The 19236-nt window shown below is 44.9% G+C and carries 23 protein-coding genes; 14 read left to right on the plus strand and 9 right to left on the minus strand.

Annotated elements, in window-relative coordinates; translation table 11 throughout:
* Window positions 1-2 precede the first annotated feature (2 nt).
* Genes gspG through OE749_RS14015 form a run of 8 tightly spaced genes read left to right on the plus strand, consistent with a single transcriptional unit; the run spans window position 3 to window position 5508 of the window.
* Window positions 3-443: a type II secretion system major pseudopilin GspG gene (gene gspG, locus OE749_RS13980; RefSeq protein WP_263713085.1), complete on the plus strand. Its 441-nt coding sequence runs from the start codon at window positions 3-5 to the stop codon at window positions 441-443.
* 7 nt (window positions 444-450) lie between these two features.
* Window positions 451-1077, plus strand: a complete 627-nt coding sequence (gene gspH, locus OE749_RS13985) for a type II secretion system minor pseudopilin GspH (protein ID WP_263713086.1) — start codon at window positions 451-453, stop codon at window positions 1075-1077.
* Window positions 1074-1460 (plus strand): type II secretion system minor pseudopilin GspI, encoded by a 387-nt coding sequence (gspI, locus tag OE749_RS13990; protein ID WP_263713087.1) that lies wholly within the window; start codon window positions 1074-1076, stop codon window positions 1458-1460. The genes gspH and gspI overlap by 4 nt, the downstream gene beginning before the upstream one ends.
* Window positions 1460-2089, plus strand: coding sequence for a type II secretion system minor pseudopilin GspJ (gene gspJ, locus OE749_RS13995; RefSeq protein ID WP_263713205.1), 630 nt, complete (start codon window positions 1460-1462; stop codon window positions 2087-2089). Before gspI ends, gspJ begins: the two co-directional genes overlap by 1 nt.
* Window positions 2090-2103: 14 nt before the next feature.
* Complete coding sequence (gene gspK, locus OE749_RS14000) at window positions 2104-3081, plus strand: type II secretion system minor pseudopilin GspK (protein WP_263713088.1); 978 nt, start codon at window positions 2104-2106, stop codon at window positions 3079-3081.
* A complete protein-coding gene (gspL, locus tag OE749_RS14005) occupies window positions 3081-4277 on the plus strand; it encodes a type II secretion system protein GspL (RefSeq protein WP_263713089.1) in 1197 nt (398 codons plus the stop codon). Before gspK ends, gspL begins: the two co-directional genes overlap by 1 nt.
* A 2-nt stretch (window positions 4278-4279) precedes the next feature.
* A complete protein-coding gene (locus OE749_RS14010; RefSeq protein WP_263713090.1) occupies window positions 4280-4759 on the plus strand; it encodes a type II secretion system protein M in 480 nt (159 codons plus the stop codon).
* On the plus strand, window positions 4756-5508 hold the full coding sequence (locus OE749_RS14015) for a type II secretion system protein N (protein WP_263713091.1): 753 nt from the start codon (window positions 4756-4758) through the stop codon (window positions 5506-5508). The genes OE749_RS14010 and OE749_RS14015 overlap by 4 nt, the downstream gene beginning before the upstream one ends.
* Before the next feature lie 67 nt (window positions 5509-5575).
* Here OE749_RS14015 and yrfG read toward each other — a convergent pair whose 3' ends face one another.
* Window positions 5576-6253 carry a GMP/IMP nucleotidase gene (gene yrfG, locus OE749_RS14020; RefSeq protein WP_263713092.1) on the minus strand — a complete coding sequence of 226 codons (678 nt, stop codon included), beginning with the start codon at window positions 6251-6253 and terminating at the stop codon, window positions 5576-5578.
* A gap of 215 nt (window positions 6254-6468) precedes the next feature.
* On the opposite strand from yrfG, the gene nudE reads away from it, so the two are divergent.
* The 3 genes from nudE to OE749_RS14035 are packed head-to-tail and all read left to right on the plus strand — an operon-like array spanning window position 6469 to window position 8433.
* A complete protein-coding gene (gene nudE, locus OE749_RS14025; RefSeq protein WP_263713093.1) occupies window positions 6469-7032 on the plus strand; it encodes an ADP compounds hydrolase NudE in 564 nt (187 codons plus the stop codon).
* Window positions 7032-7862 carry a 3'(2'),5'-bisphosphate nucleotidase CysQ gene (gene cysQ, locus OE749_RS14030; RefSeq protein ID WP_263713094.1) on the plus strand — a complete coding sequence of 277 codons (831 nt, stop codon included), beginning with the start codon at window positions 7032-7034 and terminating at the stop codon, window positions 7860-7862. Before nudE ends, cysQ begins: the two co-directional genes overlap by 1 nt.
* A 1-nt stretch (window position 7863) precedes the next feature.
* Window positions 7864-8433: a YceI family protein gene (locus OE749_RS14035; protein ID WP_263713095.1), complete on the plus strand. Its 570-nt coding sequence runs from the start codon at window positions 7864-7866 to the stop codon at window positions 8431-8433.
* 111 nt (window positions 8434-8544) lie between these two features.
* Here OE749_RS14035 and OE749_RS14040 read toward each other — a convergent pair whose 3' ends face one another.
* The 4 genes from OE749_RS14040 to OE749_RS14055 are packed head-to-tail and all read right to left on the minus strand — an operon-like array spanning window position 8545 to window position 12258.
* Window positions 8545-8784: a YheU family protein gene (locus tag OE749_RS14040; RefSeq protein WP_263713096.1), complete on the minus strand. Its 240-nt coding sequence runs from the start codon at window positions 8782-8784 to the stop codon at window positions 8545-8547.
* Window positions 8785-8815: 31 nt separating this feature from the next.
* Window positions 8816-9859 carry a hydrolase gene (locus tag OE749_RS14045; protein WP_263713097.1) on the minus strand — a complete coding sequence of 348 codons (1044 nt, stop codon included), beginning with the start codon at window positions 9857-9859 and terminating at the stop codon, window positions 8816-8818.
* Window positions 9846-10337, minus strand: coding sequence for a TIGR02444 family protein (locus OE749_RS14050; RefSeq protein WP_263713098.1), 492 nt, complete (start codon window positions 10335-10337; stop codon window positions 9846-9848). The genes OE749_RS14045 and OE749_RS14050 overlap by 14 nt, the downstream gene beginning before the upstream one ends.
* Entirely contained in the window at window positions 10315-12258 is a 1944-nt protein-coding gene (locus tag OE749_RS14055; RefSeq protein WP_263713099.1) for an ATP-binding cassette domain-containing protein, read from the minus strand. The genes OE749_RS14050 and OE749_RS14055 overlap by 23 nt, the downstream gene beginning before the upstream one ends.
* An 81-nt stretch (window positions 12259-12339) precedes the next feature.
* Here OE749_RS14055 and OE749_RS14060 point away from each other — a divergent pair, with 81 nt between their 5' ends.
* On the plus strand, window positions 12340-12537 hold the full coding sequence (locus OE749_RS14060; protein ID WP_263713100.1) for a YheV family putative zinc ribbon protein: 198 nt from the start codon (window positions 12340-12342) through the stop codon (window positions 12535-12537).
* A gap of 31 nt (window positions 12538-12568) precedes the next feature.
* On the opposite strand, the gene OE749_RS14065 is transcribed toward OE749_RS14060, so the two are convergent.
* Genes OE749_RS14065 through OE749_RS14075 form a run of 3 tightly spaced genes read right to left on the minus strand, consistent with a single transcriptional unit; the run spans window position 12569 to window position 14762 of the window.
* The gene (locus tag OE749_RS14065; RefSeq protein WP_263713101.1) at window positions 12569-13528 is read right to left on the minus strand and encodes a formate/nitrite transporter family protein; all 960 of its coding nucleotides are present in this window, start codon (window positions 13526-13528) and stop codon (window positions 12569-12571) included.
* Between the two features lie 44 nt (window positions 13529-13572).
* Window positions 13573-13785: a SlyX family protein gene (locus tag OE749_RS14070; protein WP_263713102.1), complete on the minus strand. Its 213-nt coding sequence runs from the start codon at window positions 13783-13785 to the stop codon at window positions 13573-13575.
* A gap of 11 nt (window positions 13786-13796) precedes the next feature.
* Complete coding sequence (locus tag OE749_RS14075) at window positions 13797-14762, minus strand: WD40 repeat domain-containing protein (RefSeq protein ID WP_404828180.1); 966 nt, start codon at window positions 14760-14762, stop codon at window positions 13797-13799.
* Between the two features lie 159 nt (window positions 14763-14921).
* Here OE749_RS14075 and fkpA point away from each other — a divergent pair, with 159 nt between their 5' ends.
* Window positions 14922-15677 carry an FKBP-type peptidyl-prolyl cis-trans isomerase gene (fkpA, locus tag OE749_RS14080; RefSeq protein WP_263713103.1) on the plus strand — a complete coding sequence of 252 codons (756 nt, stop codon included), beginning with the start codon at window positions 14922-14924 and terminating at the stop codon, window positions 15675-15677.
* 346 nt (window positions 15678-16023) lie between these two features.
* Here fkpA and greB read toward each other — a convergent pair whose 3' ends face one another.
* Window positions 16024-16500: a transcription elongation factor GreB gene (gene greB / locus OE749_RS14085; protein WP_263713104.1), complete on the minus strand. Its 477-nt coding sequence runs from the start codon at window positions 16498-16500 to the stop codon at window positions 16024-16026.
* Between the two features lie 223 nt (window positions 16501-16723).
* Between greB and OE749_RS14090 the strand changes: the two genes are divergently transcribed.
* Window positions 16724-19057: a Tex family protein gene (locus OE749_RS14090; protein ID WP_263713105.1), complete on the plus strand. Its 2334-nt coding sequence runs from the start codon at window positions 16724-16726 to the stop codon at window positions 19055-19057.
* The last annotated feature ends 179 nt before the right edge of the window (window positions 19058-19236 follow it).

Consider the following 19236-nt stretch of genomic DNA (forward strand, 5'->3'; position numbering starts at 1 on the left):
TAATGAAAACGATGCGAATGACGCAGCAAGGCTTCAGCTTAATTGAAGTAATGGTGGTGTTGTTAATTATTGGAATAATGGCATCTATGGTTGCGCCACAAATTCTGGGCAATCAGGAAGAAGCGCAATTGAAAAAGGCCGCAGTAGATATTCAACAGCTTGAAGGCGCGTTGGAAATGTACAAACTGAAAAACAACATTTTTCCAACAACCGAACAAGGTTTAGAAGCATTAGTCGAGCAACCGACTATTGATCCAGTGCCTCGTAATTTTCCCGATGGTGGCTTCATTAAACGTTTACCAGAAGATCCGTGGGGCAACCCATACCAGCTTTTGAATCCGGGTGAAATGAGCAACATAGATATCTTCTCAAATGGCCCAGATCAACAGCCTGGTACAGATGATGATATTGGCAATTGGAACCTGAACGATTTCTTGAATTAATCGTACGATGAGCGCACCAGCATGTTTTAAAAACAACCAAAGCGGTTTCACTTTATTAGAAGTGATGCTGGTGCTCACACTCATGGGTTTGGCCGTCGGCTATGTTGTTTTCAATGCATTTGGTACCTCATCAACAGAACGATTAGAAAAGGAAGTAACACGCTTTCAGGTCGTCATTAATATGGCATCTGACTTCGCCGTATTGAATCAGCAGGAACTCGGGCTCTATCTCGACAAGGAAAAGCAAAGTTATACTTTTTTGCTACTTGACGAGGAACAGAAATGGCAACCTCTCGAACAAGATAAAGTGTTCTCTACTTATGCACTTCCAGAAAATGTAGAAATGCAGATAGAGCTTGATGATCTTCCTTGGGAAGCAGAAGAGAGTTTATTCGACGACGAACTATTTGATGAAGAATTGTCTGTGCGTGATGCCGGTGTAGAGATTGGCGAAGAAGAAGATAAACCACACCCACCTCCACAAGTGATGCTATTTTCAAGCGGTGAAATGACCCCTTTTGTGGTGTCGCTAGCCTATGAACCTGACTTTGGTAACGACGATCCCGTTTACTATAAAGTGCTGGGTAAAGACGTGCCACCCGTCACGCGAGAAGGGCCTCTGGATTCACTATGATTAACTTATCCAAACACAACGGCCTTACATTGCTTGAAGTTATGGTAGCACTGGCGATATTCGCGCTGACAGGGGCTGCCGTTATGAAATCGGCTACCGATCACTTGTCTAGCGTTGGTCAAATCGAAGAAATCACTGTTGCGACATGGGTTGCGAATAACCGTTTAGTTCAAATTCAAGCTAAACCTGTTTGGCCACCAAAAAATAATCAGAAAGGCAAACAAGAAATGGCTGACAGAACTTGGTACTGGCAGCAACGGGTAAAAGAAACGAATGACAAAAATTTTCGCGCAGTAGAAGTAATCGTTAGCTTAGATGAGCAGTTTCAGTCACATGTCACCAGCGTTACCTCTTATCTGGCAAAGCCCGAGGAAAGTTCGTGATGCAGCAAGCTAGGGTGAAAGGATTTACACTGCTAGAAGTATTGATTGCGATGGCTATTTTCAGCCTGATTGGTATTGCCTCTACAGAAGTGATGACGACTGTCATTGACAGCAACGAGCTTTCAACAGAACAGTTTGATCGCTTACAGAATATGCAACGAGCGATGCTCACCATTGAGCGTGATATCGCACAAGCGATGCCGCGAGCAATTCGCATCCCAAACCAAGAGAATAACAATGTGATTATGGGTGATCAAGACCTGTTTGATAGTCAGGCAGATGGGTTAGGATTTGTCAGAGGCGGCTGGCAAAATCCTCAGCTTATGTTGCGGCGCAGCACTATGCAGGCTGTAGCTTATCGCCTGTATGATGACCAGCTTCAGCGACTCTACGGAAATTACGTCGATAACGTTGCCGGCCACGAACCCAAAATACGCGTATTACTCGAAGATGTATCTGATTTTCAGGTCGAGTTTTATGCAGATACAAATAAGGATCCTAGCCAGCCTAATAGCTGGACGGAGCGTTACCGCGGCCCTACTTTACCTATTGCTGTCGCAATTACGTTGGTACACAAAGATTTTGGCGAAATTCGCCGAGAATTTTTGATGCCGACAGAGCTGAATTAAGATAGGTAGATGATATGAACCCCATGATTCAAAAGCAAAAAGGTGTCGCGCTCATTATCGTTTTGATGGTCGTCGCCTTAGTGGCTGTTTTAGCGACAGAAATGGGAAGCCGTTTGCAGCTTAATATTAAGCGAGCAGCGAATATTAAAGACAATAATCAGGCTTATTGGTACGCACTAGGCGCAGAGCAGTACGCAAAAAGTGCCATCACTAAGTTGATGAAAGAAAATAATAATATTATTGCCGAGGGGCAGGGATGGACAGAGCCATTAACCTATCCAGTCGAAGGCGGTGTGATCGAAGTCACCTTATCAGATGCACGCGCCTGTTTTAATATGAATGCGTTGCGCGCTAGCAACCCTAACGATGCAGCTCATTTAGAAGTGAAAACCGCTTTTAAAAATTTACTCGCCAATCGCAAGTTTGAAATAGACAATTACGCACAAGACGTCGTAACTGATTCTCTGGCTGACTGGTTAGATGAAGACAGCAATATTCGCAATTATGGAGCTGAAGATTCAGATTATGAATCTATGCTACCTCCTTACTTGCCAGCGAATAATTTGATGATGACAAAGTCAGAGTTCAGACTGATAAACGGTGTAAAGCCCAACTGGGCGGTAAACGTTATGCCATTTTTATGCGTTATTCCTAACGAAGAAAAACTTAAAATCAACATTAATACCCTAAGCAAAGATGATGCTTTATTGCTTGCGGCATTAACCAACTTAAGCGAGGGCGATGCCGCCCGCATCATTAACTCCCGTCCCCAAGATGGTTATGATGACAAAGGCAAGTTTCTCGCTGAGCAAGAAATTCAGGCGCTTAATTTAAGTGCCGCAAAACAAGATTGGTTCGATATTACAACCGACCATTTTATCTTAGACACAAAGAGCGTTTACAATAACGCCACTTTTAGAATGCGCTCGCTTCTGAAACTTGATAACAATAAAGTAAAAGTCATCAGGCGCGAGTTCGGAGGAGCATACTGATGGAAGAATTGGTCATCAGATTGGGCTCAGACGCAAATCCTGTCATTCACTGGATGGTTTGGTCTGACAGTGAAAAAGATATTATCGCCTCGGGTGAATTAGCAGGCCCTGCTGACTTAGCGTCACTTCCCGAGCGCACAGGCAAACATCAGGCAATCGTATTGATTCCAGGTTCAGAGTGCTTAATGACGTGGGTAGAGATGCCCGCAAAAGCAAGCAGAAAAGCACTTCAGGCTATTCCTTATATGCTTGAAGATGAGCTCTCTGGCGACATCAACGAACACTTCTTTGCTATTGGTCCGAAAGTGGATCATTCGCAAGGTGTTGCGGTGATCCAGCACCGAAATATGGTTCGTTATAAAGCCATGTTAGCTGACGCTGAAATTCATCCGACTAGAATTTTGCCCGATACACTCGCGTTGCCCCATCATGAAGATGAATGGTCGATGGTGGCATTGGGCGACGAACTCATAGTTCGTCAAGACAGCTGGAAGGGCATGAGCGGCCATACAAACTGGATGCTTGATGCGATAGGGTTTCATGCCAAACACCAAACCGAGGCGATAACGGTTCACAACTACGGTGAAACTGATCTATCGACACTCGCGAACACCCACCCTCAACAAGCCGAGCTGGAATTGCCAATGCAGATTTTGGCGAAAGGTGCATTGAAAGAAAAATTCACCCTACTTCAGGGTGAATATAAAATAAAGCGGGCAAAAAGTCAGGGTGCGTGGCAAAAATGGAAACTTGCTGCAATATTAGCGGGCGTGGCTTTACTAACCTCATTGATAGACAAAACCGTTACTCTGCAATCTCTCACTGCTGAAAAAGAGAGTTTGAATGCGCAAATTACGGAAGAGTTTAAGCGTGCATTTCCTGAAACAAGGCGCATTGTCAATGTTCGTAGCCAAATGAAGCAGAAGGTGGCTTCGCTAGAGCAAGGCGGAAGTGGCCTGTCGATGCTCATCGTGTTAACACAATTGAGCGACGCCTTTGCGCAATCTAATGTCAAACCTCAAACGCTGCGTTTTGACAGTAAACGGTCAGAGTTACGGATGCAAGCGGTGGCGTCGAACTTTGAGGCACTTGAACAATTTAGACGCCTTGCGGAAGCGCAAGGATTTGAAGTGCAACCTGGCGCAATTAATAACCGAGACAATCAAGTTATCGGTTCCCTGTCCATTAGGAGCTAGCCATGAAAGAGCTATTAAAAAAATATCAGCAGCTCTCAGAGCGTGAGCAATACATGGTAATAGCCTGTTCAGTGGTATTCATTATTGGCATGTTTTATTGGCTAGTTTGGTCTCCACTTAATACGGCGATCGAACGTAATGAAACCGCAGTAAAAGCCAAACAATCTGAGCTAAGCTGGGTAAAGAAAAATGCTGCCAAGGCGATTCAATTGAAGCGTTCTAGTCGCGGCGGCGCGCAATATACTGGCTCATTAACCCAAGCGGTGAATCAAACTGCTGGACGATACAAAATAACGATTTCTCGTATGCAACCTCAAAATGACATATTAAAGGTGTGGGTAGATGAAGTGCCTTTTAACGATGTTGTCACGTGGCTTCAGTCACTAGAAAGTATGGGCATCACCATTATTGATATTGATCTTGCTCAAGCAGATGCGCCGGGGCTGGTTAAAATCCGCAATTTACAGTTAGGGAAGTCATGAAGAACACGCTCACGTTAAGTCTTGTAGCAGTATTGGCTTATCTGTTTTTTTTGGTAGCCAACCTCCCTGCCAATCAAATTTTGGGGCGCATTAAACAAAATCCCAGTGTTGCACTATATGGTGTCAGTGGCACATTATGGGAAGGTCATGCGAACACGCTGGTCGTACAGGGCCTCCCCATTGACGACGTGTCATGGGATATCTCTGTATGGAAATTGCTAATCGGGAAATTGTCTATCGACATTGACGCTGGTAATAGCCGTGACAATACGGCAATCTCATTAAAAGGTCCGATTAGCATTAATGTATTCAACCCCCAGCACATTACGGCACAGGATCTAACACTATTTCTGCCAACCGATTTAGTGATTGCCAAGCTGCCCCTCCCCGTTCCAGTGAATGCTGGAGGGCGATTCAAGTTGCAGCTGGATGAGATGGATTATGATCAGCAATGCCATACGCTATCTGGCAACGGCCAATGGCTCAAAGCAACGGTTGCTGGCGCTAAAGGTCCTATATCACTGGGCAATTTCGATGCATCGATTGCCTGTGACAACGGCGAGATATTGGTCAACGTGAGCGAGCCCAATGCATTTGGATTAAGCGCCACGGCGAGGGTTCCTGTGAATTTAAACGTCAGAGTAGAAGGCAGATTCAAACCGCAAGAATCCTTGCCTCCAGAAGTGCATCAAGCCGCCAAGTTTTTTGGTCAACCTGACAGTGAAGGGTATTACAACGTAAAATTGTAAACTCGAATGTAGCACTTGCGCGCCCAGTTTTGTCTGACGCGGCGCGCGCAAATGCCATGCCTCTCATTTATACTGGATTATTCTTAATCTCATCAAGCAAAATGCGATAGTCATCAATAGCAGGAAACTCTTCAATCTCTCTCGAAGGCATTTTGCTATCAGGGTTTTTCACGCCAAGCAGATGCTTAATGCCATAAGTGTGTGCTGCATGTAGAATCGTTAAGCTATCATCAACAAATAATGTACGTTGATTTTCAAATCCTAGTCGCGCTTGAAGTTGTTCCCACAGCGCCTGAGATTCTTTGGTTACACCAAATTCATGGGTGGAAATTAAGGTATCAATGTGTTCATCTAACTTGGTGTGCTCAATTTTTAAAGACAAAGAATCAGGATGGGCATTCGTCACTAATACCACCTCTCTTCCAGATGCTTTCAATGCATCAAGAAAAGGAAGTGTGTCAGGGCGCATATCAATTAAATGCTCTATTTCACGCTTCGCTTCAACGATATTCATCTTCAAGCGATCAGCCCAATAATCTAAACAATACCACTCTAATGTGCCCATCACTCTCTGGTACTCTTCATTCATAAAGGCTTGTGCCTGCGCTTTAGGTATACCTTCGCGCTCAGCCAACTTTGTAGGCACATGCTCTAACCAAAAGTGGTTGTCAAAATGAAGGTCTAGAAGTGTACCGTCCATGTCGAGCAAAACGGTCTGAATTTCGTTCCAAGGTAGGTATGGCAACGTGGATTTCCTTAGTATAAAGTAAAGGGCAATCAACGCATCTTTCCAAATTGAATAGAAAGCCTGCGTCTACGGTCAAGCCCCTTGTTAAACATTAGCGGCGCCTAAAACAAGCCTGTGGTTCCTCATTGAACAACCAGCAGCGGCAAGTGTAGTATTTTGAACAATACACACGCAATAGCAATCACATGGCGAATATGTAATTTGATACATTGATGAACAAAATAGATCCGAACAAACCGCTTCCCCAGATCCACCAACGTGAGATCATTGCACGCAGTGGCTTTTTTAGAGTTGAACGTGTTGACCTCGAGTTTTCCAATGGTGCGCAACGACAGTTTGAACGCATGGCAGGCAGTGGCAGAGGTGCAGTGATGATCGTGCCCTTCATTAATGAGGAGGAGTTTTTACTAGTGCGCGAGTATGGTGCAGGCACCCATTCTTATCATTTGGGTTTTCCCAAAGGCCTCATCGACCCGGGTGAGAGTGTACTGGAAGCCGCGAATCGCGAATTACAGGAAGAAGTCGGATATGCTGCGCGAGATATGCATGATATTCACAGTGTCAGCATGGCACCTGCGTTTTTCGACGCTACAATGAATATAGTAGTGGCACATGACTTGTACGAACAAAAACTTGAAGGCGATGAACCGGAGCCTTTAGAGGTAATCCGTTGGTCGATTAAAGACAAAGAAGCACTTCTCGCTCGAGAGGATTTCGTTGAAGCCCGCTGTATTGCCGCGCTGTTTCTAGCTGAGCAATGGTTACGAGGACGATAATGCCCGACGAAGACAGAACCCGATTACTAGACATCGCAAAATCTGCGGCGACAGAAGCTGGCAAAGCGATACTAACCATTTACGATAGCGGTGATTTCACTGAACATGAAAAAGAAGACGACTCTCCAGTCACTTCCGCCGATTATCACGCAAACGACATTATTACTCAGATTTTGAGCAAGGAAACCCCTGACATACCGATTATGTCGGAAGAAACCAACAATGGAATGCTATCTGACAGGTCACATTGGCAGCGTTATTGGCTCATTGACCCTATTGACGGCACACAGGAATTCATTGCTCGAAGCGGTGACTTTGCTGTAAACATAGCATTGGTTGAAAATAACGAGCCAACGATTGGCGTTATATATTGGCCAACAGGACAAACTCTGTATTACGCAGCAAAAGGGCAGGGCGCGTTTAAATCTAGCTCATTAGAAAATCGCCCCATCAAAGTACGCAAGTTAGATGACCCACATGACGGTGTTGTTATGGTTGCCATTAGCCGCCGGCAGGCACGTGAAAAGGTCATGAGCCAAATGAATGACAACCGCATTTACCAAACGCTTCCCCTTGGCAGCTGCTCCTTAAAGGCATGCTTTATTGCCGAAGGCAAAGCAGATGTATTTTTACGTATTGGCGTCACTGGAGAGTGGGACACAGGCGCTTCGCAATGTATTGTTAGTGAAGCGGGCGGGCAGATTATGGCGGCTGACTTTTCGCCCTTATCTTACAATCAACGAGACAGCTTAACGAATCCAGACTTTGTTATCGTGGGTGACCCTAACGTAGACTGGAAGAATATCGTTCAATATCAAATGGATAATTAACATGAAATACTCATTATTGGCGGCGCTTACGCTTGCCTCTAGCGCGGCACTAGCCAACTGGTCACTCGACAACGATGCATCTTCACTGCATTTTGTTACCACAAAAAATGTGCACGTTAGCGAAATCAACCATTTTGGATTGCTAGAAGGGACATTATCTTCTGACGGCAAACTCAGCGTTGCCATTAATCTAGCATCATTGGATACGATGATTGATATTCGAAATACGCGCATGCGCGATATGTTGTTTGATGTTGCCAACAACCAACACGCTACGCTAACCGCAGATATCAGTCATTCATTATTCACTATGAAAGCAGGTGAAACCCGCCAGATACAGGTGGAAGGTAACCTGTCACTTATGAGGAAATCAAAGGCGATTCCATTCGACATTCAAGTCACAAAGTTAATAGACAATCAATTGCTTGCTACCAGCATTAAACCCGTATTGATCGATGCGCGTGATTTCGGTCTTAATGGGGGCGTTGATGCATTACAAAAGATCGCAGGGTTATCGAATATCAGTTATACCGTACCGGTGAGCTTCAACCTGATATTTAAAGGCGAATAACAGGTTAGTAAGCAACCTATTCAACGCCATTTCTACTGGGGCAGCCTGAATTATGATTACATCAGTTCAGGTGTCTCTCTTCCTTCATACGAAGAGTAAGAGGCTGTACTTTTATTCACGCTCTTGATCTAATCGAGTTTGATAGGTGACTTTGTCAACGATATCAATAGACTCGTGTAATTCCGAATAAATCAATATAGCATCGCCATGACGAAGTTGAGCCATCACCTCATTCACTTTCACCTCTAACTCCACCTCTTGTTCGCCATAATCTGTTCCTTCTCTTAGAACAAATGACTCCGCAATGTTATATAGTGTCTCTGGCGCTAATTCTGAAACGGGTATTCTCATAACTGCTATTTACCTTAGTAAGCAATACATGCTAAACCGCATGTTTTACACTTATATCTAACTGGCTTTCAAAAAATGTTGCTACGCGCTCATGCATCCAGATTGTCGGTCGCCATGGCGTTCCGTGCATAAAACCCACGTGCCCACCTTGCTCACTTAGCTCATAACGCACGGCGCTAGATAAGTCGGCAGGGGCAGGGATCACATGCTCATTCATAAAGGGATCGTCTTTGGCGTGTAGGACTAATGTAGGGGTAAGTATTTGACGTAAAAATTGAATCCCGCTACAACGTGCGTAATAGTCGTTCGCACTACTAAATCCGTGTAAGGGCGCGGTGACATGCTCATCAAAATCTCGGAAACTTTTTAGCTTTTTCAACTCATTTGGCAGAAGCTTCAATGTATTCCCAAAATCGACTTTCTGCATTTTTCTCGCTAAGTTTGCCACCATGCTATTAAGTAAGTACCGTTGATACACGCGTGAAAACCCCTGATTAATGCTATCAGCACACTCTCTTAGCCTAAGCGGCGGAGACACCGCTACAGCAGACTCCACAAACCGTTGCATGGGGTTTTCACCTAACAACTTAAGCAGCATATTCGCTCCCAACGAGAAGCCGATGGCGCTTTTTTTAATGTTCGGATATTGCTTATTCAACCACTCCAGAAAAAACAACGCGTCTTCTGTCTCGCCAGAATGGTAAGCTCTAGGAAGAGTATTTGCACGACCGCTACAACCACGAAAGTGCATCAACACAGGCCAAAACCCTCTTGTTCTCAACACTGCCATCATGTCATTAGCATAATGAGAACGCACCGACCCTTCTAGCCCATGAAAAAGAACAACCATTCCTTTTTGATTTTCAGGCTTCTCTCCCCAAGAAATATCAAGGAAATCCCCGTCAGGCAGCGCAAGTTGCTGATGCTTTACATTCAGTTTTCTACGCTTTTGTAAAAAGCGAGGAAAGATAGTCTGAATATGGCGATTCTTGGCCCACCAAGGTGGGGAGAAGGTGCTTTTTACCACGCGCCCGTATAGAGCATTGCGCGATTGGTTTTTCTCAGATTTTGTCATTACTGTTATAAATAAATGTTGCTAGGTCATAGCGGCTCAGTGCATTTAATAAGGGCACCAGCGCCGTCACTTTGTTCAAGTCAATTGCCTTGTAAGTCGCGTAACTTGCGACATTTGGAAACAGGGAGCATGTTAAATCTAAATCCGAAACATGGCGAATAAGTGCAGATTGTTGCACTTTTTCAATCTCGAGCTCTTGCTGTAGCAATACCTCATACTTTTTCGTTCCCTTCGCTTGCTTGCGCCGCAATCGAAAAGCTCGCAATGACGTTTCAGATTCTGAAATTGATTGCATTAAACTGCCCACTTGCTCTGAATTAAGGGTCAATGAAAACTCCTCGAGAAAACGGCATAACAGCAATATATTCACATTAAAACCGTATTGCTCTTGTAAGGTAATACAGGTTTTCTCAATGTTTTCTTGCCCGTAAAAGCGCAATGAAAACTGCCAAAAACTATTCGCCGTTAAGTCGTGCATCAAATGCCTTCTGTTGCTGTTCAAGGTCTTCCTGCGCATCTAACCATTGCATTTCGTTTTCTTCTAGGGCCTGTTTAATACGTGCCTGCTCCGCCAATACCTCTTTCAGTTTGGCTTTGTTTTCATCTTCATACAACGTCGCGTCAGATAACGTATTTTCAACATTTTCAAGAGATGCCTGCAACGTATCCATTTCGCTCTCATAACGCTGAATTTGCTTTCTCAACCCTGAGGTCGCCTGACGAAACTCGGCTTCTAAACGCTTCACCGTTTTACGATCTAAACTTTTCGCGGGTTCATTAGCGTCAACACTTTCTTGGTCAGTTACTTCAGACTGAAGTACTTGAGAGGCCGCAGGTTTCAGGATCCAATTCTTATAATCATCCAAATCTCCAGCGAAAGGCGCAACCTGCCCTTGATCGACGAGATAGAAATCATCGCAGACCGTATTCAACAAAAAGCGATCGTGAGATACCAGTACCATTGCTCCCTCGAAACCTTGCAAGGCCAGACTCAATGCATGTCGCATATCCAAGTCTAGATGGTTGGTAGGCTCGTCTAATAGCAATAGGTTAGGTTTTTGGTATACCAATAATGCCAACACCAACCTAGCTTTTTCTCCACCAGACATGGGGGCAACTGGCGCTAATGCCGCGTCACCGTGAAAGCCGAAACCACCCAAAAAATCGCGTAACGATTGTTCAGTGGCTTTTTTATCGAGTCTTTGCAAGTGCGCCAATGCTGAATCATCTGGACGTAAAAATTCCAACTGGTGCTGTGCGAAGTAGCCAATTTTAAGCCCAGTAGACGTTAGGTATTCGCCCGCCATAGGCTGCTTCTCATTGGCAAGCAGCTTGATTAACGTTGATTTACCCGCACCATTTCGTCCCAGCAATCCAATTCTTGAGCCCGGAACAAGGTTTAAATGAAGATGATGCAAAATAACTGTTTCATCATACCCCACTTCTACTTCTTCCATTTTAACCAATGGGTTAGGTAATTTGGGGGGCGCAAAAAAAGAAAACGAAAATTGCGAATCGCTGTGAGCAGGTAGCAAGGTTTCCATTTTTTCTAATTGCTTAATGCGACTTTGAGCCTGTTTGGCTTTACTGGCTTTCGCTTTAAAGCGATTAATAAAGGATTCCAAGTGCGCAATTTTTGCCTGCTGTTTTTCAAACTCAATGTCTTGCAAGCGTAACCTTTCTGCACGTTGTTTTTCGTAGGACGCATAGTTCCCCGTGTAAGAGAATAATAATTCCTGTTCAAAACTAACAATTTCAGACACAGTACTATCAAGAAAAGACTTATCGTGAGATATCAGAATCAATGTGCCTTCGTAACGAGACAGCCATTTCTCTAACCAAATCACCGCGTCTAAATCTAAGTGGTTAGTCGGTTCGTCCAGCAATAACAAGTCTGATGGGCACAACAACGCTTGAGCCAAATTTAGACGCATGCGCCAACCGCCCGAAAAATCTGAAACGGGGCGATTCAGCGCATCATTCGTAAATCCAAGCCCAGCCAAGATAGTGGCAGCGCGAGATGAAATATCATACACACCGGCTTGTTCAAGCTCACTATGAAGGTGTGCGATTTTTTCTCCGTCGTGGGCATTTTCTGCCTCGTGTAATTGAGCCTGAAGCCCTCTAAACAACGTGTCTCCATCAATCACGTAATCAATTGCAGACCGTTCAGTTGCTGGTGTTTCCTGCGCAACAGACACGATGCGCCAGCCTTGGGGAATGAGACACTCACCAGAATCAGGGTGAAGTTCACCACGCAGAAGCGCAAAAAGGCTGGATTTACCACAGCCATTTTTACCAATAAGTCCGACACGATGGCCCGGATAAATCGTGGCGCTGGCCTCATTTAGTAAAGTTTTGCTGCCGCGCATTAGCGAAAGGCTGTTAATTTGAATCATACGTGTTGAACTGCCATGGCGAAAATTCGCGTATAATAGCAAAAATCCGACTACCGATAGCAATCAGAATTTGACTTAATCATGAAAAGAAAACGTTTTATCGCGGGCGCAACCTGCCCTGAGTGCAAAGCGCTCGACACGATTATGCTTTATACCGAAAATAATGTTGAAAAAATTAAGTGCACGCAATGTGATTACCAAGAAACACAGGCAGACGACACTGTTACTCGTCATGCCCGTGAAAATGAGAGCGTGATTGGCGTATTCAAACCGGAATAACGCCACATATCGTGTACGAGACCATCTCCTGCTAGCTAGCTTTGGGCGCTCGTCTCGCTGCTGCGTTCTTCTCACCACGTTGAGAATGGCGAATGTGCCCATAATTTAGTACAGCAACAAACACGCTGCCGCCCACCATATTGCCGAGCAAAATAATGCCAATGGTTGGCGGTAAAGACATAAAGTCAATGCTGTCATTAGCAAAATACGCTGCAAATAATTCCACTGAACCAGCAATAGAATGGTGCAAACCACCTAATCCAATAATAAAGGTCACAATATAAATACTGATAATCTGACTAAGGGTAGAATGCGTGGCTAACACTAACCAGCCGCCTAGCGCCATTAACCATCCAGCAAGAATCGAACTAATGAATAGTGAATAGGCGGGAAACTCCATAATGTGGTGCGCCAATTTAAGGTAGCCCTCAGCGGCACCCACCACGCCATCGGCGGCAGCCAACATGCTCGCACTGATCAAGCCCCCTACCATATTTCCGCCCGCGACAATCACCCACAAACGTAACAGTGAGGAATATTGCGCTTTTTTGTCTAACACAGGATAAACAGCCGTTGCGGTATGCTCTGTAAATAACTGCGTGCGGCTCAATATGCACAGCACAAAACCCAGCGGGTACACGCTAGCCAACACGACTCGGCCTACGCCATGTGAGGAATCACTTACTATCGTAGCCATGACAGCGACAGCCAATGCAGTAAAACACAAAATCATGCCCGCTGCGATTGCAGATAGAAACAACGAAAATGCAGGCCTAGCGTGTTGCTCCATGCCTTCGTGAATCGCATTTTCGAGAATATCATCTGGATGACGAAATGTTTCATCGGTGCGTTTAACGATAACAGAAACGAATTCGCTATTCTCGATTTTACGTTCGACAGAACGGTCTGTTTCGGCGCTACCTCGAAGGGGATCACCCGATGTAGATACTAGTGTTTTGGCCTTGTCTTGAGTCGATGGCGAGTCTTGCATAAAACTATATCCTTTTTCTGCAACGTCAGTTATACGAAACAAGGTTAGTAATGGGGAGGCGGCGTCTCCTCAGCTTCAGAGGCAATATTCGATGGTTTAAGCTGCTTAACACGCTCTACAACATGCCTCAGCTGAAATTCTAATTTTTCAATCTGGATCTGTTGAGATGCCAAGGCGTCGTTCAGGGATTCTATCGTGTTCTCCTGAAACGCCACTTTCATTTCTAACTCTTCTAATCTGTCTTCTACGTTCGTCATGTCTTTTTGTATCACTGTGACCACACTTCAGCGAGACCACTGCTGCTGATAGTGAGTAATTTGTTGTTTGGTAAGAAGCCTGTCGCATACACGACTGCGCTTTGAGGACGACTTCCTTTTTTGGGCGTTACTTTCCATTCCGTATGTTCGCTACCATCGCCAATATTCCATAGGTTAACACGGCGCGTTGGTGAACCGGTAAGCAAGTATTTACCATCTTGAGAAAATCTTGCCGTACTGAATATTTTTTGGCGCTGAATAAACGATAAGTTGCTGATCATTTCTCCTGATTGTACATCCCATACAATCGCGTCGCGTTTGCTGTCTGCGGTAAACGCGTATCGTCCTTGATCATCAAGCGCCACCTTTGTCACTCGGCTACTGTGGGGAAAACGATGTATCACTTGTCCGGTTCGTGTGTCCCATAAATACGCGACGTAGTCATTGCCGCCCGTTAATGCGTAAAATCCATTCGGCGAGAGCGCCACACTGTTGATCTTTTCTTGATGCCCCAGAAACTCGATACGTCGACCGGTTTCGTGTTCAAAAAACATCACCTTGCCGTTGCCTCGGCCCACCAATATGCCGCGTCCTTGATTACTCACGGCGACATCTCGGATGCTCGATTCATCTATTCGCCAAAAGCCTATCGGCTCACCCGAAATAAGACTCCAAATCGCAAAGGCCTCTCGATCTGACGTGACCGCATGTGAATTATCAGGCGCAATATGAATATTTGTGACCAGATTATTGCCTTCGCCCTGATGGCTCCATTGGAATTTTTTTTCTCGCGAGGTAATATCCCAAACAAGTATGCCATCGTTAACACTGGAAATGAGCGCAAGGGTATTGTCTGATGACACATCGGCAGCCAAAGCCCCGTCTTCTGCCAATATGACAGATTCTTCAGGTGTTGTGATTGCGCCAGTACATCCGTGCAGTAGCAACATGGTTAACAAAAGAGTCAAATAACGCATATTGACTGTTTTCCTTTTTGGGTTGTGGAATTTCTCGCATCGTTTAGTATAAGCTTTTCGCGTTGCAGGTGTTGAAATTCATACCGCTCGGCAACACATAGTGTTGACATACTTAACTCAGTAAAACGCGTAGATTTTATTACTTTTTGGAGAATTATAATGAAAAAGGCAGCGATCGCCATGCTGGTTACTTCTGTAATCGGTTTAACGGCATGTCAACAAGAAAAAGCGGATCCAATGCTTGTAGAGCAAGTTACACTTGAGACCGACGATCAGAAGCAAGCCTATGCAATCGGTGCAAATATGGGTAAGTTCCTTGAGCAAAACCTTTCTCAGCAAGAAGAAATGGGTGTAATGCTTGATAAGTCACTTATCGTGAAAGGCTTTGTAGCTGCAATACAAGACAAAGGCCAGCTTACTGAAGAAGAAATGCAAGCCACGCTTGAGTCGCTAAAAACGCGCACGCAAGAAGCGATGACGGCTAAAGCAAAAGCTGACGGCGAAGCTAATCTTGAAGAAGGCAAGGCATACTTGGCTGAAAACGCAAAGCGTGAAGGTGTAACAACGACTGATTCAGGTCTTCAGTATGAAGTGATGCAAGAAGGTGAAGGCCAATCTCCTCGTGCTATTGATACGGTAAAAGTACACTATAAAGGCACACTACTGGACGGTACTGAGTTCGACTCTTCTTATAGCCGTGGCGAACCAGCTATCTTTCCTCTTAACCGCGTAATCGCGGGTTGGACAGAGGGTGTACAGCTAATGAAGCCAGGTGCGAAATACAAGTTCCACATTCCTTCAGATCTTGCATATGGTGAGCGCGCAGCGGGTCAAATTCCTAGCAACGCGACATTGGTATTTGAAGTAGAGCTACTTGAAGTCGTTAAAGCAGAAGAGCCAACGACAGCAGAATAATCTGACTCATTTCAGAATAATGAAAAGCCGGGCGAAAGCCCGGCTCGTTTTATGACACTCTCAGCTTAATTTTCCCTGCTGAACCTTATTCCCTCTTACACATTTGGCCTCTACAGCTGACCTACGATCCGGAGCCTATCCAGATAATTTTTGTCAATAACTGCCTAACCAATCTCAATGTACGTTAAAACATGTTTTGATAAATTTACCTGCTCGTCGTGCGGCAGCAACACTGGCGGCAGCGCCAGTAAAGGTGAATTCAAAAGCGGGTGAACGAGGCAATTGAATTCAACTTAACTACCTTAAATACTAGCTGAAATGCACAAAAATTCCTGTCATTGTCTCGCTATTTTTTGTAACAAATTTGACTAACAAAATAGTGCTTATGACCTGTAGGCGTATGCACATCGACTTCGTCATCCACCTGCTTTCCAATAAGCGCTCGCGACATCGGTGAGTCAATGCTGATTTTATTTTCTTTAGGGTCAAATTCATCAGGACCAACAATGTGATAGGTAAATTCGTCGCCACTATCATCTTCTAATGTCACCTGAGCGCCAAAGAAGACTTTACCCTCCTGTTCTTTGGAAGGGTATACCACCGTCAGCTGTTCTAACCGTTTACTGAGAAAGCGCACTCGGCGGTCAATCTCACGCAAACGCTTTTTGCCGTAAATGTATTCTGCATTTTCAGAACGGTCGCCTAACGCAGCAGCTTCTGAAACCGCTTGTGTCACACGTGGCCGCTCTTCTTTCCACAAAAATCGTAGTTCACGCTCTAGTTTTTCCCATCCATCTCGAGTGATATAGTTAGACCGTTTCATGTTTATCGGTTTTCTCGCTTTAATTCGTGTAAGCCTTGTTTACAGGTTAGATATATTGTACATAAAGGATCGATAATCCTATATAGTGGCGGGATTGCAGAAATAAAAGCAACAGCCATTGAGCGTGTAAAGCAAAGATCAACACACCTAGTAATCACGGGGTTCGCCCCCATTGTTATTTCGTTTATAGAAAATGAGTAAACGAGCCTGTTAAAGGATTCTAATGATTATTGAAAAAATTGCTGCCGAACTGTCGGTGCAGCCAGCGCAAGTTTCTGCCGCTGTAACACTTCTTGACGAGGGCGCAACCGTTCCCTTCATTGCCCGTTACCGTAAAGAGGCCACAAAGGGCCTTGATGATGCTCAGCTACGTACTTTAGCCCAACGCCTTGGCTATTTGCGTGAAATGCAAGAACGCAAAGGCGTGATTCTTAAATCGATTGAAGAGCAGGGTAAACTGACAGACGAACTCGCGAAGCAAATCTCCCTAGTTGAAAATAAAACCGAATTGGAAGATTTATACCTTCCTTACAAGCCTAAACGTCGTACCAAGGGTCAAATCGCCAAAGAGGCCGGATTGGAGCCGTTGGCAGACGCATTATTAGCAAATCCAAATTTGGATCCTAGCCAAGAGGCCCGCACCTTTGTGGATTCTACAAAGGGTGTCGACGATGAGAAAGCCGCGCTCGATGGTGCGAAGTACATTTTAATGGAGCGTTTTGCCGAAGATGCTCAACTCCTTCAAAAGGTACGTAAGCACTTAAAAGCCAATGCGCATATCACCAGTAAAGTTATCGACGGAAAGGAAAAAGAAGGCGCGAAGTACGGAGATTACTTTGATCACAGTGAAAAACTAATGAATGCGCCTTCGCACCGAGCATTAGCGATGTTTCGGGGCAGAAATGAAGGTGTGCTTCAAGTCAGTTTGAATGCCGATCCTGAAAAGGACGAAGGCGATCGCAGCTCGTACTGTGAAACGATCATCGCTGATCATAATGATCTTCAATTTGCCAATCGTCCTGCCGATGCATTCTTGCAAGGCGTAGTGCAATGGACATGGCGAGTAAAGATTCAGCTTCATATGGAAACCGAACTCTTTGGTACGTTGCGTGAACGTGCGGAAGAGGAGGCTATTCAGGTATTTGCTAAAAATCTGAATGACTTGCTGATGGCTGCACCAGCTGGCGCGAAAGTCACTATGGGTCTCGATCCCGGCCTAAGAACGGGCGTTAAGGTTGCTATTGTTGACGCTACGGGCAAGGTCGTAGCCACCAATACGATATTTCCCCATGCACCACAAAACCAGTGGGACAAGTCAATTCGCACATTGGCCAGCATGTGCAAACAGTATAAAGTTCAATTGGTTAGTATTGGTAATGGTACAGGCTCACGCGAAACCGACAAACTCGTTGCTGAATTAATTAAAGCGAACCCAGATTTTGGATTAAAGAAAATCATGGTAAGCGAAGCGGGCGCATCCGTTTATTCAGCTTCAGAGCTAGCATCGAAAGAGTTGCCTGATATGGATGTATCGCTAAGGGGCGCTGTATCGATTGCTCGACGTTTGCAAGATCCACTGGCTGAATTAGTAAAAATCGAGCCAAAAGCCATTGGCGTGGGTCAATATCAACATGACGTGAGCCAGAGTTTACTTGGCAAATCACTAGAAGCCGTTATCGAAGACTGTGTAAATGCAGTAGGTGTTGATGTGAATACGGCATCTCCGGCTTTATTATCTCATGTGTCTGGCCTGAATAAAACGTTAGCGCAGAACATTGTCGCCTTTCGTGATCAACATGGTGCTTTTAACAATCGTAGTGTACTTAAGAAAGTTGAACGCTTGGGCCCCAAAGCATTTCAGCAAGCTGCAGGATTCCTTCGAATCGTTGATGGTGATAATCCGTTAGATGCATCGGCCGTTCACCCAGAAGCTTATCCTGTCGTAAAAGATATCGTTGATACTGCGAAGTGTGCGGTCAATGACCTGATTGGTAACAGTGATTTACTTAAAACGTTAAGTCCAGATAACTTCATCAATGAAGAGTTTGGGTTACCAACGGTAACGGATATTATCAAAGAACTAGATAAGCCAGGACGAGATCCTCGCCCTGAATTCAAAACGGCCGAATTCAAAGAAGGTGTAGACACCATCAATGATTTAAAGCCTGGAATGATTCTCGAAGGTGTAGTGTCTAACGTGGCCAATTTTGGGGCATTTGTTGATGTGGGCGTACATCAAGACGGGTTGGTGCACATTTCAGCGATGACGAACAAATTCATATCTGATCCCCGCGAGGTTGTGAAAGCCGGCGATATTGTGAAGGTGAAAGTATTAGAGGTCGATGCAGGTAGGAAGCGTATTTCTTTCACGATGCGTTTAGACGACGACACCCAATCTGCACAAGGTGCATTTGGTAACAATAAACCCAACCGTAATGCTGGTAAGGGTGGGGCGAAGCCTCAACGAGACAACCGCAACAAGGACAAATCGCAACCTGCCAATAGTGCAATGGGTAATGCCTTTGCAGATGCATTCGCGAAAGCAAAAACCAAATAACCCTCATAGGTCATCGTTAAGCGGGAGAAGTGAGTCATTCCACTTTTCCCGCTTATTAAATAAGCACTCACTTCGCTCTTATCATATATTTTGTATGACTTTTAATCTCGTGGTTTCTCAGTTTCTATCAATGATGGAATAGTAATCAGACAGGCGTGTGGTGATCACTGCTCTGATAG

It is taken from the genome of Fluctibacter corallii (assembly GCF_025751585.1).
GTDB lineage: Bacteria > Pseudomonadota > Gammaproteobacteria > Enterobacterales > Alteromonadaceae > Fluctibacter_A > Fluctibacter_A corallii.